11 protein-coding genes are annotated in these 14,480 nt (G+C 74.7%); 4 read left to right on the top strand and 7 right to left on the bottom strand.

Features of this window, described 5'->3' with window-relative positions; genetic code table 11:
• Positions 1-145 precede the first annotated feature (145 nt).
• On the bottom strand, positions 146-1,237 hold the full coding sequence (locus ACFWUQ_RS06845; RefSeq protein WP_384533872.1) for an NADH:flavin oxidoreductase/NADH oxidase: 1,092 nt from the start codon (positions 1,235-1,237) through the stop codon (positions 146-148).
• A gap of 79 nt (positions 1,238-1,316) precedes the next feature.
• Complete coding sequence (locus ACFWUQ_RS06840) at positions 1,317-2,795, bottom strand: wax ester/triacylglycerol synthase domain-containing protein (protein WP_384533869.1); 1,479 nt, start codon at positions 2,793-2,795, stop codon at positions 1,317-1,319.
• A 221-nt stretch (positions 2,796-3,016) separates the two neighbouring features.
• On the opposite strand from ACFWUQ_RS06840, the gene ACFWUQ_RS06835 reads away from it, so the two are divergent.
• The 3 genes from ACFWUQ_RS06835 (at position 3,017) to ACFWUQ_RS06825 (ending at position 5,817) form a co-directional block, all read left to right on the top strand.
• Complete coding sequence (locus ACFWUQ_RS06835; protein WP_384533866.1) at positions 3,017-4,108, top strand: WD40/YVTN/BNR-like repeat-containing protein; 1,092 nt, start codon at positions 3,017-3,019, stop codon at positions 4,106-4,108.
• Between the two features lie 11 nt (positions 4,109-4,119).
• Positions 4,120-4,806: a uracil-DNA glycosylase gene (locus ACFWUQ_RS06830; protein WP_384533863.1), complete on the top strand. Its 687-nt coding sequence runs from the start codon at positions 4,120-4,122 to the stop codon at positions 4,804-4,806.
• A 96-nt stretch (positions 4,807-4,902) separates the two neighbouring features.
• Entirely contained in the window at positions 4,903-5,817 is a 915-nt protein-coding gene (locus ACFWUQ_RS06825; RefSeq protein ID WP_384533860.1) for a sirohydrochlorin chelatase, read from the top strand.
• 91 nt (positions 5,818-5,908) lie between these two features.
• Here the strand turns inward: ACFWUQ_RS06825 and ACFWUQ_RS06820 are convergent, their stop codons facing one another.
• The 3 genes from ACFWUQ_RS06820 to ACFWUQ_RS06810 form a co-directional block, all read right to left on the bottom strand.
• Complete coding sequence (locus tag ACFWUQ_RS06820) at positions 5,909-6,976, bottom strand: lactonase family protein (protein WP_384533859.1); 1,068 nt, start codon at positions 6,974-6,976, stop codon at positions 5,909-5,911.
• 55 nt (positions 6,977-7,031) lie between these two features.
• Positions 7,032-8,180 (bottom strand): nitric oxide synthase oxygenase, encoded by a 1,149-nt coding sequence (locus ACFWUQ_RS06815; RefSeq protein WP_384533856.1) that lies wholly within the window; start codon positions 8,178-8,180, stop codon positions 7,032-7,034.
• A gap of 249 nt (positions 8,181-8,429) precedes the next feature.
• On the bottom strand, positions 8,430-9,023 hold the full coding sequence (locus ACFWUQ_RS06810; protein WP_384533854.1) for a GNAT family N-acetyltransferase: 594 nt from the start codon (positions 9,021-9,023) through the stop codon (positions 8,430-8,432).
• Between the two features lie 161 nt (positions 9,024-9,184).
• Here ACFWUQ_RS06810 and ACFWUQ_RS06805 point away from each other — a divergent pair, with 161 nt between their 5' ends.
• On the top strand, positions 9,185-11,521 hold the full coding sequence (locus ACFWUQ_RS06805) for a HelD family protein (RefSeq protein WP_384533851.1): 2,337 nt from the start codon (positions 9,185-9,187) through the stop codon (positions 11,519-11,521).
• Here the strand turns inward: ACFWUQ_RS06805 and ACFWUQ_RS06800 are convergent.
• The gene (locus ACFWUQ_RS06800) at positions 11,511-13,007 is read right to left on the bottom strand and encodes an FUSC family protein (protein ID WP_384533848.1); all 1,497 of its coding nucleotides are present in this window, start codon (positions 13,005-13,007) and stop codon (positions 11,511-11,513) included. The two genes, ACFWUQ_RS06805 and ACFWUQ_RS06800, sit on opposite strands and share 11 nt — an antisense overlap.
• Before the next feature lie 324 nt (positions 13,008-13,331).
• Positions 13,332-14,480: a winged helix DNA-binding domain-containing protein gene (locus tag ACFWUQ_RS06795; RefSeq protein WP_384533845.1), complete on the bottom strand. Its 1,149-nt coding sequence runs from the start codon at positions 14,478-14,480 to the stop codon at positions 13,332-13,334.

Raw genomic sequence — 14,480 nt, 5'->3', positions numbered from 1 at the left:
CCCCGGGTCCTGGTCCGGCCCCGGGTCCATCGTACGAGAGTTGTCGTATGAGTTGAAGGAGCCGGCGGATTTCCCGGGAGCCGAAGGTGGCGCGGCGGGTACGGAGGTGCGGCCCGGACCGGGGGTGTGCCCGGGCCGCACCGGCTCACCAGGACCGGTGGTACTGCTCGGGCGTGCGGACGTGCGCGCCCAGTTCGGCCGCCGCGCGCCGGGCCCAGTACGGGTCGCGCAGCAGTTCGCGGCCCAGCAGCACCGCGTCCGCCTCGCCGTTGGCGAGGATCTTCTCGGCCTGCTCCGGTTCGGTGATCAGGCCCACGGCCGCCGCCGCGAGGCCGGTCTCCGCCTTGACCCGGGCCGCGAACGGCACCTGATAGCCCGGGCCGACGGGGATGTGCACCCCGGGGGCGAGACCGCCGGTGGACACGTCGAGGAGGTCCACCCCGTGCTCCTTGAGCAGTGCGGACAGCCGGACCGTGTCGTCGGCGGTCCAACCGTCCTCCTCCAGCCAGTCGGTGGCGGAGATCCGGAAGAACAGCGGGAGCTCCTCGGGCCAGACCGCCCGTACGGCGTCGACGACTTCGAGGGCGAAGCGGGTCCGGTTCCCGAAGGAGCCGCCGTAGGCGTCGGTGCGCCGGTTGCTGTGCGGGGAGAGGAACTGGCCGATCAGGTAGCCGTGCGCGCCGTGCACCTCGACGACCTCGTACCCGGCGGCGAGCGCGCGTTCGGCGGCCGCGGCGAACTGGTCGACGATGCCCCGGATCTGCTCGACCGTCAGTTCCTCCGGCACCGGGTACCCGTCGTCGAACGGCACGGCGCTCGGGGCGACCGGCAGCCAGCCGTGGGCCTCGGGTCCGACCGGGCCGCCGCCGTTCCAGGTCCGGTCGGTGGAGGCCTTGCGGCCGGCGTGAGCGATCTGGATGCCCGGGACGGCGCCCTGGGCCCTGAGGGAGCCGGTGATCCGGCGCAGCGCCTCGACCTGGGCGTCGTTCCAGATGCCGAGGTCGTAGGGGGAGATCCGGCCCTCGGGGGAGATGGCGGTGGCCTCCTGGAGGATCAGGCCGGCGCCGCCCACGGCGCGGGCCGTGTAGTGGGCGAAGTGCCAGTCGTTGGCCACACCCGCCTCGGGGCCGGCGGGCGCGGCGCTGTACTGGCACATCGAGGCCATCCACACGCGGTTCGGGGCGGTGACCGAGCGCAGGGCGTAGGGCTCGAACAGGGCGGCGGACGCAGCAGTCATCGTGCTCTCCAGGGGGTGACCGGGCTCGCCGGGTTCGGCGGCTAAGTACGAGGCTTACCGTACTACGGAACCCACCGTACTACGAGACTTCTCGTACAAGCTCGTCGAGTTCCGCGCGCAGCGCCGCCGCGAGGGCCGCCAGATCGGGTACGGCCGTCCCGTCGGCGACCAGGCCGTAGTGGACCGTGCCCTTGTACGTCGACACCGCGACGGCCAGCGACTGCCCGCAGGCCAGCGGGGCCAGCGGGTACACCTCGCGGACCGGGCTCCCGTCGAGGGAGAAGGTGAAACCGGGCAGCGGGACGCTGGTGACCAGGATGTCGAAGAGCAGCCGGGCCGCCTGGGCCACGAGCGGCCCGCCGAGCCGGTGGCCGAGCGGGTGGACGTGGTCGGCGAGCAGCGCGACCGCACCGGCGCCGCGCGAGGGTCCGGCGTCCTTGTTGCGGTCCATGCCGGTCCGTACCCGGTCCAGCCGCCGCAGCGGGTCGGGCTCGGAGAGCGGGAGCCGCAGCAGGTACCCGGAGAGCCGGTTCGCCGCGCCGGCGCCACCGCCTCCCCCGGGGCCGCGGCGGCGAGACACCGGGATCAGGGCGCGCGGGCCGGGGCCCCGGGGGGCGGGGTCGCCGCGGTCGGCCAGCCAGCGCCGGAGCCCGCCGGCGACCAGGGCGATCAGCACGTCGTTGACGGTGCCGCCCGCGCCCTTGCGGACCAGGTTGACCTCGTCCAGGGGCAGGGCGAGACCGGCGACCGCGCGGGTGCCCGAACCGGCGGGGCCCGTGGTGAGGGCCCCCGGAACGCCGACGGGCAGTCCGGACCGGGCCACGGCGGCCCCGATCTCCAGGGCCTGGCCGACATCCTGGACCCGGGCGGCCAGCAGCCCGGGGAGCCTGCCCAGCGCGGAGCCGGCGCGCTGCGCCGGGAGGGGGCGGGCGGGCGCCGACCGCGGGACCGGGCCCTCGTCGAAGAGCGCGGCCGCCAGGGCGAGCGCGCCGAGGCCGTCGGCGAGCGCGTGGTGGAACTTGAAGAGCACCGCGAAGGAGTCCGGACCGGGCCCCTCCAGTACGTGCGCCTCCCAGGGCGGGAGGTCCCGGTCCAGCGGCCGGGCCATCAGCGCCCCGACGGCGGGGTACGGGACGGGAACGTACCGGCCCGGAACGTGGAGGCCAGGAGCGTACGGGCCCGGAGCGGACGGGCCAGGAGCGGACGGGCCCGGAGCGGACGGTTCCGCAGCGTGCGGGCCCGGTACGTGGGGGCCCGGTACGTGGGGCTCCGCCGCACCGGGGGCGGGCGCGGCGGGGACGCGGAACACGTGCCGGGCGGGGTCGAACCCGGGGTCCGGCGACCATGCGGCCGCGCCCACCGGCAGCAGTACGTCCCGGATTCGGCGGCGCAGGCCCGGCACGGCGGCGCAGCGGGCGGCGAGCAGTGCGGCGGCCCGCTCGGCTGCGCGGGGGCCGGCGGCCTCGAAGACGGCGAGGGCGCCCAGGTGCATGGGGTGGCTGGCGGAATCGATCCGCCAGAAGGCGAGGTCGAGCGGGGACAGGTGCTCGGTGGCCACAAAGGTCCTCTCGCGTCGGACAGCAGTGGCCGAAGTCAACCCATTCCGAACACCTACATACAAGCATCAACCATTTCTCTGGTGTGAATGATCAGTATCTATCAGCCACCTGGCGCCTGGAGCGGCCTGCCGGGCCCCTGTCAGTGGTCGGGTGCAGACTGGCCGGAAAGACATCCGCTGGGAACGCCCTGCAAGGACGACGAAGTCCGGAGGTGCCGGCCATGGCCGACGTACTGCTGCTCGTGGGAACCCGCAAGGGACTCTTCATCGGTCGCCGACGCGGCGGCGCGCCGTGGGAGTTCGACGGCCCGCACTTCAACGCCCAGGCCGTCTCCGCGGTCGCCGTCGACCGCCGGGGTCCGGCCCCCCGACTGCTCGTGGGCGGGGACAGCACGCACTGGGGGCCGTCCGTCTTCAGCTCCGACGACCTCGGGGCCACCTGGCACGAGCCCGCCGCGCCCGCGGTGAAGTTCCCCGAGGACACCGGCGCCTCGCTGGAACGGGTCTGGCAGCTCCATCCGGCCGGCCCCGAGGCCCCCGACGTGGTGTACGCGGGGACGGAGCCGGCCGCACTGTTCCGGTCCTCGGACCGGGGCGAGTCCTTCGAACTGGTCCGCCCGCTGTGGGAGCATCCGAGCCGCAAGAGCTGGGTACCGGGCGGCGGCGGCGAGGGGCTGCACACCGTGATCACCGACCCCCGCGACCCGGACGCGGTGACCGTGGCCGTCTCCACGGCCGGGGTGTTCCGCACCGAGGACGGCGGCGCCAGCTGGGCACCGTCCAACAAGGGGGTGTCGGCGGTGTTCCTGCCGGATCCGCATCCCGAGTTCGGACAGTGCGTGCACAAGATCGCCCAGGACGCCGTGGACACCGACCGGCTGTACCTCCAGAACCACTGGGGCGTCTACCGCAGCGACGACGCGGGCGGCCGGTGGACCGACATCGGCGGCGGCCTGCCCTCGGACTTCGGCTTCGCGGTGGCCGCCCACCCGCACCGCCCGGACACCGCGTACGTCTTCCCGCTCAACGCGGACTCCGACCGGGTCCCGGCCGAGCACCGCTGCCGCGTCTTCCGGACCCGGGACGCCGGCGCCACGTGGGAACCGCTGTCGCGCGGACTGCCCACCGAGGAGCACTACGGGACGGTCCTGCGGGACGCCCTCTGCACGGACGACGCGGACCCGGCGGGCATCTACTTCGGCAACCGCAACGGCGAGCTCTACGCGAGCCACGACGACGGCGACAGCTGGCAACTGCTCGCCGGGCACCTGCCGGACGTCCTGTGCGTGCGGGCCGTGACGCTGGGCCAGTAGAGTGACCGACCGTGGCAGCACGACCGTTGAACGAGATCGTCGAGCCGGGCTGGGCCCGGGCTCTGGAGCCTGTGGCGGGCCAGATCGCCGCCATGGGCGACTTCCTGCGCGCCGAGCTGGCGGCGGGGAGGACCTACCTGCCGGCCGGGGCGCATGTACTGCGCGCCTTCCAGCAGCCCTTCGACGAGGTGAAGGTCCTCATCGTGGGGCAGGACCCGTACCCCACGCCGGGGCACGCGGTGGGGCTGTCCTTCTCGGTGGCGCCGGAGGTGCGGCCGGTGCCGCCCAGCCTGGACAACATCTTCCTGGAGCTGCACCGGGACCTCGGGACCGGACGGCCCGCGAACGGCGACCTCACGCCGTGGACCCGGCAGGGCGTGCTGCTGCTCAACCGCTCGCTCACGACCGCGCCCCGCCGGTCGAACGCACACCAGGGCAAGGGCTGGGAGACGGTCACCGACCAGGCCATCCGGGCGCTCGCCGCGCGCGGCACGCCGCTGGTCTCCATCCTGTGGGGCCGCGCGGCCCGCACGGTGCGGCCGCTCCTCGGCGAACTGCCCGCGGTGGAGTCCTCCCACCCCTCCCCCAAGTCCGCCGACTACGGCTTCTTCGGGTCCAGGCCGTTCAGCCGTACGAACACGCTGCTGGCGAAGCAAGGTGCACAGCCCGTGGACTGGCGCTTGCCGTCCGTGAGTTGAGCGTATCTGATATTCACCGGATAAATACGGACAGATGCCGCGCTATAAGGCCCTGCCCGAACACCTGGTTCCGATAAGCCAGTAGCATGCGGCGCCATGAGCTCCCCCACTGGGCCCGCAAATGGCCTGCCCGTACGAATGCCGCGACCCCGCCAGACCGGACGGCACCGCCGGCCCGAGCCCGCGGTGGCGCCCGAGGGCGCGCCCGCGCTGGTGCTCGCCGTGCCCGGTGCCCCCTCGGCCGCCTCGCGCGCGCTGGCGGAGGAGGTCATCAGCATCGGCCGCTCCGAGCTGCCGGGTCTGGACGCCCGCATCGGGTTCCTTGAGGGCGACGACGCCTCCGAGTTCCCGTCCCTGTCCGGTGTGCTGACGGCCGTCGCCTCCGAGCGCGTCGCGCGCGCGGAGTTCGCACGCGCCGCCGGCCACGAGGTTCCCGCGCCGACCGGCCCCGACGCCGTGGTCGTCCCGCTGCTGCCCGGCCCCGACGGCGATCTGCTGCGCCGGGTGCGCCAGGCCCTGATGGACTCCTCGGCCGCCGCCGAGCTGGCCGACGTACTGGGCCCGCACCCGCTGCTCGCCGAGGCCCTGCACGTGCGGCTGTCCGAGGCGGGCCTCGCGCGAGCCGACCGCGCCCGGCTCTTCACCGTCACCACCGCCGCCGACGGCATCGTCCTGGCCACGACCGGGGGCGAGGAGGCCGTCCAGGCCGCCGGCATCACCGGCATGCTCCTCGCCGCCCGGCTCGCCGTGCCCGTGAAGGCGGCCGCTCTGGACGAGGAGGGGGCGGTCGCCGCGGTCGCCGAGCAGCTGCGCCGCGAGGGCTCCACCCAGCTGGCGCTGGCCCCGTACCTGATCGGCCCCGAGGCCGCCGAGGGGCTGCTGGACACCGCCTGCAAGGAGGCCGAGTGCGCCACCGCGGAGGTGCTGGGCGCCTACCCGGCCCTCGGCAAGCTGGCCGTCGCGCAGTACTCCGCGGCCCTGGGGATCACCCAGGGCGCGGCCGCGCACTGACCCGCGTACTGACCCGCCGGCGCACGGCGATCGCGTCAGGGGCCCGCTACCGGCATCCGGGAGCGGGCCCCGCGCCCGTGCGGCGGCGGGTTCAGGCGAAGACCACGCAGGTGGCAGCGGGTACGGCCACCGAGCCGGCCCGGACCGGCCGCCCGGTCAGCGGGTCCACGTCGAACCAGGTGACGTCCCCCGAGCGCTCGTTGGCGGCGTACAGGCGGCGTCCCGAGGGATCGGCGGCCAGATCGCGCGGCCAGCTCCCGCCGCAGTCCACGGTGTCGGTGAGGCGCGGCGCCGCGGCCCCCTCGGCGAGGGAGAAGGCGGCGATGGCGTCGGCCCCGCGGACAGCCGCCCACAGAAACCTTCCGTCGGGTGAGACGACGATCGCCGACGGGTAGGCCCGTGCGGCCCCTGGCGCGCCCGTGGAGGCCACCGGAACCTCGCCGACCGGTTCCAGCCGCCCGTCCTCCTGGTTCCAGCGGCAGACGGTCAGCTGCGGCTCCAACTCGTGCAGGACGTACGCCACCTCCCCGCCCGGGTGGAACGCGAGGTGGCGGGGACCGGTCCCGGGGCGTACCGCGGTCTCGGCGTGCACCCGCAGCTCTCCCGTGGCCGGGTCGGCCGCGCAGACGCGGACCGAGTCGGTGCCGAGGTCCACGCTGAGGATCCAGCGGCCGGACGGGTCGGGCAGCACCTGGTGGGCGTGCGGGCGCTCCTGACGGCCGGCGTCGGGGCCGGAGCCCCGGTGCGCGAGGACCGAGGCGGTCCCGACCGGAGCGCCGTCCGCCGCGAGCGGCAGCCCGCTGACGCTGCCGGAGGTGTAGTTGGCGGTGAGCAGCAGGCGTCCGGCCACGCTCAGGTGGGTGGGGCCGGCGCCCCCGACGCCGACCGCCTCGCCCAGGGGGTCGAGGCCGTGGGCGGTGGGGCGGAAGGCGGCCACCGCGCCCCGGTCGCTCTCGCTCACCGCGTACAGCACGCCGGAGTCCCGGGCCACCGCGAGGTACGAGGGGTCCTCGACGGCGCCGGTGGCCGTGAGCGGGGTGAGCGCCCCGGTCGCGGGGTCCACGGCGGCGGTGGTGATGCCGTGCCCGCCTCCCGAGGTGAACGAGCCGATATAGGCCCGCAGTCCGCCGCCCCGCCCCGTCGTGTCCGCGTCGCCCACGGGATGCCCCTTCCGCCGTTTCCGGATCCGTCGGTGGCCGACGGTAACAGAAGGTCTAGACCAAATCGCGTCCCTGGGCCCGTTCCCGGGCGCCGGGGTGGTGCACGTACACGGTGGCGCTCGGCAGGTCCTCGTAGGTGCGGTGGAAGACCGGGGTCGCGGAACCGGAGATCGGCGGCACGATCCAGGACCATTCCGCCCCGACCTCGCGCCCCTTGCGCTCCTCCCGCTCCAGGTGGGTGAGGAAGCGGCGGGACTCGGTGTGGTGGTCGGCGATGGTCACTCCGGCGCGGTCGAAGGAGTGCAGGACGGCCCGGTTGAGCTCGACCAGGGCGCGGTCCCTCCAGAGCGAGCGCTCGCTGGCGGTGTCCAGGCCGAGACGGCGGGCGACCGCCGGAAGGAGGTTGTAGCGGTCGGTGTCGGCGAGGTTGCGGGCCCCGATCTCGGTCCCCATGTACCACCCGTTGAAGGGGGCCGCGGAGTAGTGGATGCCGCCGATCTCCAGGCACATGTTGGAGATGGCCGGCACGGCGTGCCAGCGCAGCCCCCAGTCCGCCCAGCTGTCGCCGCCGTCCCCGTCGGGGTGCTCGATGGGCACCTCCAGGACCGCGTCCGCCGGGGTGTCGAACCAGCGGGGTTTGTCGTCGACCCCCTGGACCACCAGCGGGAGGAGGTCGAACGGGCTGCCGGAGCCGCCCGACCAGCCGAGCCGGAGCAGGGCCTCGGTCAGCGGTGCGTTGCGGGCGTCCCCCACCGTGACGGAGGGGTGGTCGCCGTAGCCGGCGTAGCGGACCAGCTGCTCGCTCCAGATGAGCGGGCCCGGTCGGTCCGGGGCGTCCGGGGCGAACACGGTGATCGTCGGCCGGACGCGGCCGCCGTTGGTCGCCTCCCGCAGGTGCTCGAAGCACTCGGCGGCTATCTCGTCGGCGTCGGTGAGCTCCCGGCGGTCGCGCACCCGCAGGGAGTTCCAGTACAGCCTGCCTATGCAGCGGTTGCTGTTGCGCCAGGCCACCCGGGCCCCGTGCACCAGCTCCTCCGGGGTGTGCCGGTAGCTGCCCGTCCCCTCCAGTTCGGCCCGCACGGCGGCGAGCCGGGCCCTCGGATCACCGGCTTCCGGATTCTCCCGGTGGAAGAGTCGGATGAACTCCTCGGCCTCTTCCCACACCTGGGCGGTGGTGGTGGAGCGCTGTTGCAGTATTTCCATTCCGGGCGATTACCCCCTGTCCGACCAGATCCACCCTGTAGGTGCCGGATGAATGTGCAATCAACAATCACCCGTTGTACATGCCGCAGGTCAGTACGGAGCGGATGCGGAACCCGGAGCACCCCTCCGAGTGATCTTCGCGGATCGGACTGCGGGGAGGGATCGCATGGATGTACAGTCCGCCGACGTCCGGGAGTTGTCGGGGCGGGCGCCGTCCGGCCCGACCGCCTCGGCGGCAGCCGGGCCGCTTCAGCGACAGGGCCGGCTCATGAAGAGCGCCTGCTCGCCGGCGGCCGGTGTGCCCGCGTACAGGGTGGTGTCGAGGCCGCAGAAGTCGAAACCCATGCGCAGGTAGGCCTGTACGGCGGGGGCGTTGACCGTGCTGACCTCCAACCACAGGTGCTCGGCGCCGCGTTCGCGGGCGAAGCCGTCCGCGTGCTCCATCAGAGCCCGGCCGATACCGCGCCCCCGGTGGCCGGGCGCGACCTCGATGTCCTCGATCGTCAGCCGCCGGTTCCACCCGGCGTACCCGACGGCGACGAAACCGCAGAGCGTGCCGCCGTCGAGGGCCACGTAGGTGCGCGCGTCCGCCTCCGCGTCCGGGCCCGCGGCGCCTCCGGAACCCTGCTCGTCGTGCTCCTCCGGCGGGAAGACCTTGCGCACCGGCGGGTCCACCGGGACCTCGCGGATCGCGAACCCGGCCTCGGAGGCGGTAGCCCGGAAGACCGTGGTGGTGATGAAGGAGCTGTCCAGCGCTTCGATGGCGCCTGCGTCCGCGGGGCGGGCCGGGCGGTAGACGATGCCGTCGGAGGAGCCGGGCGCGGAACCCTGTGCGGTGGTCATGGGATCCACCGTACGCAGAAAATCCCCCGGCCGAATTCGCTGCCGAGGGATGAAAAGGCGTATATTCGAAGCTTCACGTCTGGTCCACAAATGCTTCGCGCTTTTGCGGAAACAGTCTGTACGAAAGCTTACGAGGACACCGTATCGCGGCGGGAGTGCAATTGTCAACCGAGGAATTCCGTAAAGAGCAGCAATTCGTCACCGATCTCTATCTTCGTCTCGACGACCTGCGTGACCAGGCCGAACGTGCCGTGGACGGGGCGATGCGCGACGTCGGGAGCGGGTTCCAGGCGCGGCTGGAGCGCGATGTCCTGGTCGCCGAGCAGTCCGGACTGCTTTCCGCCCTGAATGCCGGGGAGAACGGACTGTGCTTCGGCCGTCTGGAGTTCTCCGACGGCCGCGACCACCACATCGGTCGGATCGGAATCCGCGCCGACGACGCGGAGCGCACGCCCCTGGTCCTGGACTGGCGCGCCGAGGTCGCCCGGCCCTTCTACCTCGCCACCGGCTACACCCCCATGGGCCTGCGGCGACGCCGGCACATCAGCAGTCGGGGCCGGGTGGTGACGGCCCTGCACGACGAGATCCTCGACCTGGCCGACGCCGAGCGCACCGGGCACGAGGGCGACGACGCCGACGCCGTGCTCCTCGCGGCCCTCGACTCCGCGAGGACCGGCCGGATGCACGACATCGTGCGCACCATCCAGGCCGAGCAGGACCGGATCATCCGCTCCCCGCATCACGGGGTGCTGGTCGTCGAGGGCGGACCGGGCACCGGCAAGACCGCGGTCGCGCTGCACCGGGCCGCCTACCTGCTCTACGCCCACCGCGAGCAGCTCGCCCGGCGCGGCGTGCTGATCGTCGGACCGGGTCCGGCCTTCCTCGGCTACATCGGCGAGGTGCTCCCCGCGCTCGGCGAGACGGGCGTCCTCCTGGCCACGCCGGGCGAGCTCTTCCCCGGGGTCCACGCCACCGGCGCCGACCGCCCCGGAGCGGCCGCGGTGAAGGGCCGGGCCGCCATGGCGGACGTGCTGGCCCGTTTCGTCGCCGACCGGCAGTGCCTGCCGGAGACGGTGCCGGCAGGCCGGGGCGAGGAGTACGACACCGTGCCCGAGCCGGGCCTGGAGATCGACCACGACGACTACGGCACCCTGCTGCTGGACCGCACCATGGCGTACGAGGCACGGGACCGGGCGCGGGCCACCGGCCTCCCCCACAACCGGGCCCGGCCGACCTTCGCGTTCCGGATCCTCGACGGGCTCACCGCGCAGCTGGCCGACCGGCTGGGCGCGGACCCCTACGGCGGGCCGAACCTGCTCGGTCCGGACGACGTCGCCCAGCTGGCGAAGGAGATCGCGACGAGCCCGGCCGTGCACGCGGCGATCGACTCGCTGTGGCCCGTCCTCACCCCCGAGGGGCTCGTCACCGACTACCTGGCGGACCCCGCGCACGTGTCCCCGGCCGAGGCGGAGCTGATCCGGCGCGCGCCGGCCGCGCGGCCCGACTGGACCCCGGCCGACGTGCCGCTGCTGGACGAGGCGGCCGAGCTGATCGGCGCGGACGACAGCGCCCGGCTCGCCGCCGAGGAGCGGGAGCGGGAACGGCGCGTCGCCTACGCCCAGGGGGTGCTGGACCTCTCGCGGGGGTCGGAGTCCTTCGAGTTCGAGGACGAGGAGTCCGAGTTCCTCGCGGCGCACGACCTCATCGACGCCGAGCGGATGGCCGAGCGGCACGAGGAGGCCGACCACCGCAGTACGGCCGAGCGGGCCGCCGCCGACCGGACCTGGGCCTTCGGCCACCTGGTCGTGGACGAGGCGCAGGAGTTGTCGGAGATGGCGTGGCGGCTGCTGATGCGGCGCTGCCCCACCCGGTCGATGACCCTGGTCGGCGATCCGGCGCAGACGGCGGACGAGGCGGGCGTCGGGGCGTGGGAGCGGATCCTGGCACCGTACGTGGGCACGCGCTGGGAGCTCGTCCGGCTGGGGGTCAACTACCGCACGCCCGCCGAGATCATGGACGTGGCGGCGGCCGTGCTGCGGGTGCGGGACCCCGGCTTCGAACCGCCGCGCTCGGTGCGCGCCACCGGGGTGCGTCCCTGGGCGCGGGCGGCCCCGGACCTGGCGCGGGCGGTCCGGGAGGCGGTGGACCGGGAGGCGCGGGACCGGGCGCTCCCGGCCCGGGGGCGGCTGGCGGTGATCGCGCCGCGCCGCCTGCACGCCGCGCTGGCCGCGGAGGTGCCCGGGGTGCGGGCGGGGGCTGAGCCGGACCTGACCCGCGAGGTGGTCCTGCTCGACCCGCGCCAGGCCAAGGGCCTGGAGTTCGACACGGTGATCGTGGTGGAGCCGGCCGAACTCCACCCGAGTGACCTGTACGTGGCGCTCACCCGGGCCACGCAGCGGCTCGGTGTGGTGCACACCGCGGGCCGGCTGCCGGCGGGACTGGAGGGGGTGCGGCGCCCGGACCGGGACGCGGCGGCGGGCGGGCCGCTCAGGCGCTGATGACCAGCGGTGCCCGGGGGTCGGTCCGCAGCGGGGTGGCGAGTGCGACGAGGGCGTGCTCCAGGCCGTGCAGGTGGGCGAGGGCCGGCTCCGCCGGGGCCGGCGGGAGCGGCGTCGGGCGGAACTCGGCCTCCTCGACGCCCCGCGGGGCGGTGAGGGCCTCCACGGCCGCTTCCACGCGCCAGCAGGCGGCGGCCAGCCGGGCGTCGTGCGAGGCCTGCGGATCGGCGGCGACGGCGACGAGTCCGCGCACTTCCCGGGCGCAGTCGTCGAGCAGCACCAGCACCTGCCGGGCCCGCGCCTTGCGGGCGCGCAGCGGGCTCAGCGGGTGGACCAGCGGCGCGAGGGCCATCCGGACCCGGCCCAGGAGCAGTTCCAGCTCGGCGGCGTGCGGGGCGGGGTCGGCGTCGGGGTTCCCGGCGAGGCGGTCGAGGGCGGCCGCGGTGGAGGCCCGTACGCAGTGCAGGGCGCGCTGGATCCAGGCGTTGTTGGCGGCGTGCGTGGTCACCGGGAGGACGAGTACGACGGCGAGGGCGGCGCCGATGGCGCCGATCGCGGTCTCCTGGAACCGCAGGAGCAGCAGGCCGGGGTGCAGTACGCCGAGGAGCCCGTAGAGCAGGCCCGCCATGACGGTGACGAAGAACATCATCCAGGAGTACGAAGGGGCCGCCGTGTAGAAGATGCCGAAGACGCAGACGGCGACGAGCGCCGCGGTGGGCGCGGGCGCGCCGTGCAGGGGGACGGCGATCAGCAGGCCGGCGGCGATGCCGGTGACGGTGCCCAGGACCCGGCGGAAGCCGCGTACGAGGGTCTCGCCGCGCGAGGCGGTGTTCACGAAGATCCACCAGCTGGTGCCGACGGCCCAGTACCAGCGGTCGTCGGAGACGGCCTGGCCGATGGCGAGGGCGAAGGCGCAGGCGGCGGTGGCCTGGAAGGCCTGCCGGGTGGTCGGCCGGGCCAGGCCGGTGCCGGGCAGCCCGGGCGGGGCGGCCGGGGGCGGGGTGCGGCGCTCGATGGGCCACAGGACGTAGCGCACGGTTGCGGCGGCGAGCAGGGCCAGCCCCACGGCCGCGTACAGCTCGGGGAGCTGGGCCGGCAGGGCGTGCAGGAACTGCGTGACGAAGAACATCATGAAGCCGAAGATCCCGAGGGCGTGCCCGCGCGGGCCCCAGCGGCGGGCGTAGACCCCGGCGAAGACGACGGCCAGGAAGGCGAGGTCGCGGGCGGGTGCCACGCCGTGCAGCGTGGTGGCCAGGGCGAGTACGGGGAAGCCGGCGAGGGGCAGCAGGGCGGTGGTCACCCGCTGGGCGCGCACTGTGCCGTCGAGCACGGTGAACAGGGCGAGCAGGGCCGCCAGGCCCCCGGTGATGGAGGCGGTGAGGGAGAGCCCGCACACCTCCGCGGCGGCCACGGCGGCGGCGACGCCGATCACCGCACGGGCCGAGTTCCTCAGTCGCATCCGCCCCGGATCCGGAGCCACGAACATCCTCTTCACGGCGGTGTGCCGCCCCCCTCGCGATGGCGCTCGCCGGGCCGGCGTCCGCCCGGGGTGGTGGGCGGCGTACGGGCACGGCGAAGGCGCCGCGCTCCGGACCGGCTTCGTTGCCGTCCGGCGCCGCGCGGCGCCGAAACTACATGGATACGCCACAGATAAGCATCCGGAGGCCCACTGGCTCAAGTCGGGGCCGTGCCGCTGAGCCAATGGCCCGGTTCCGGGTGCCCCGAGCCGGCCGGCGCAAGTCCAACGGACCGGCCCCGGGCGGCGCCCCCCGGACAGGCGGCGGAGCGGTTGCGGAGCTGGGAGGTACCCCTACCGCCCCGGCAGCGTCCGTACGTGGGCGTCCGGGAGCGCGAGCGCGGCCCACCAGTGGCCGTACCGGCTGTACGGCGCGGGATCCCGGTCGGCCAGCAGCCGCGTGAGGGAGACGGCCTCGGCGGCGAGGCCGTCCCACTGCGCCGGTGAGAGCGCGTGGAAGGCCGTGGCCTCGACCCCGCCCTCGACCGGGCGCCAGACCCCGGCGACGCGGCCGTCGACGAGCAGAGTCGCCAGCACGTCCCCGTTGCGGCGGATGACGAGGGGGCGCCAGGCCGGCGGGATCATCCGGCCGCGGTCGGCGTAGGCCAGCAGGGTGCTGTCCCACATGGCCATGAGGCGCGGCGGCGCCGGGGTGTCGGCGGGCGGCCGCGGGGCTCCGGGGAGGTCGAAGAGCTGCGCGCCGCCGGGTCCGCGGAGGTGCTCGACGGCTCCGTCGAGCCTGCGCAGGGCCTCGCGGATCGAGGTGCGCCGGACCATCGTGAACTGGGCCATGTCCGCCACCGAGGCCGGGCCGAAGCCTTCCAGGTAGCGCAGGAGCAGGGACCGCAGCGCCTCCGGCGCCACCTCCCGCCCGGAGGTGCCGGGGCCGGTGTGCGATGCGACGTACGAGGGGCGGTGGCCGAAGGACCAGGCCCCGCCGGTGGCCGCGTGGTGCAGCGGCGCGTACCCGCGCAGCCCCCACCACGCACCGGCCCCGCGGTCGGCGCCGAGCCGCTCGCCCAGCCACGCCTGCAGGTCGGCGGCCGTACGGGGCCGGTCCGCGTACGCCAGCAGGTGCGGCACCAGTGCTTCGGCGTCCGCCGGTGTCAGGCCTGCCGCGGCGAACCGGTCGCCGAGCCGGGCGGCGTACAGCGTCGGCCGCAGGGCCTCGCGGAAGTCCGGGTAGTCCCCGGCGCCGACCGCGTGCAGGGTGATCCGCATGAGGGTCGCCTTGACGACGGTGCGGTCCGCGAACGCGGCGTCCAAGTGGGCCGGGTCGAAGTCCGCGAGCCGGTTCCACAGTGCCAGGTACGGCGAAGCGGCCTGCTGCGCCTGCAGCGCGACCACGCGCCGTACGCCCTCGACGACCCCCAGCGGCTCCCGGCGCAGCAGCAACTGCCGGCTGAGGGTGGCACGGTTGAGTTCGCGCTCGGTGATCTCCAT

Source organism: Streptomyces sp. NPDC058662 (assembly GCF_042716255.1).
In the GTDB taxonomy this organism is placed as follows: domain Bacteria; phylum Actinomycetota; class Actinomycetes; order Streptomycetales; family Streptomycetaceae; genus Streptomyces.
This window is presented reverse-complemented; position numbering and strand designations above follow the sequence as displayed.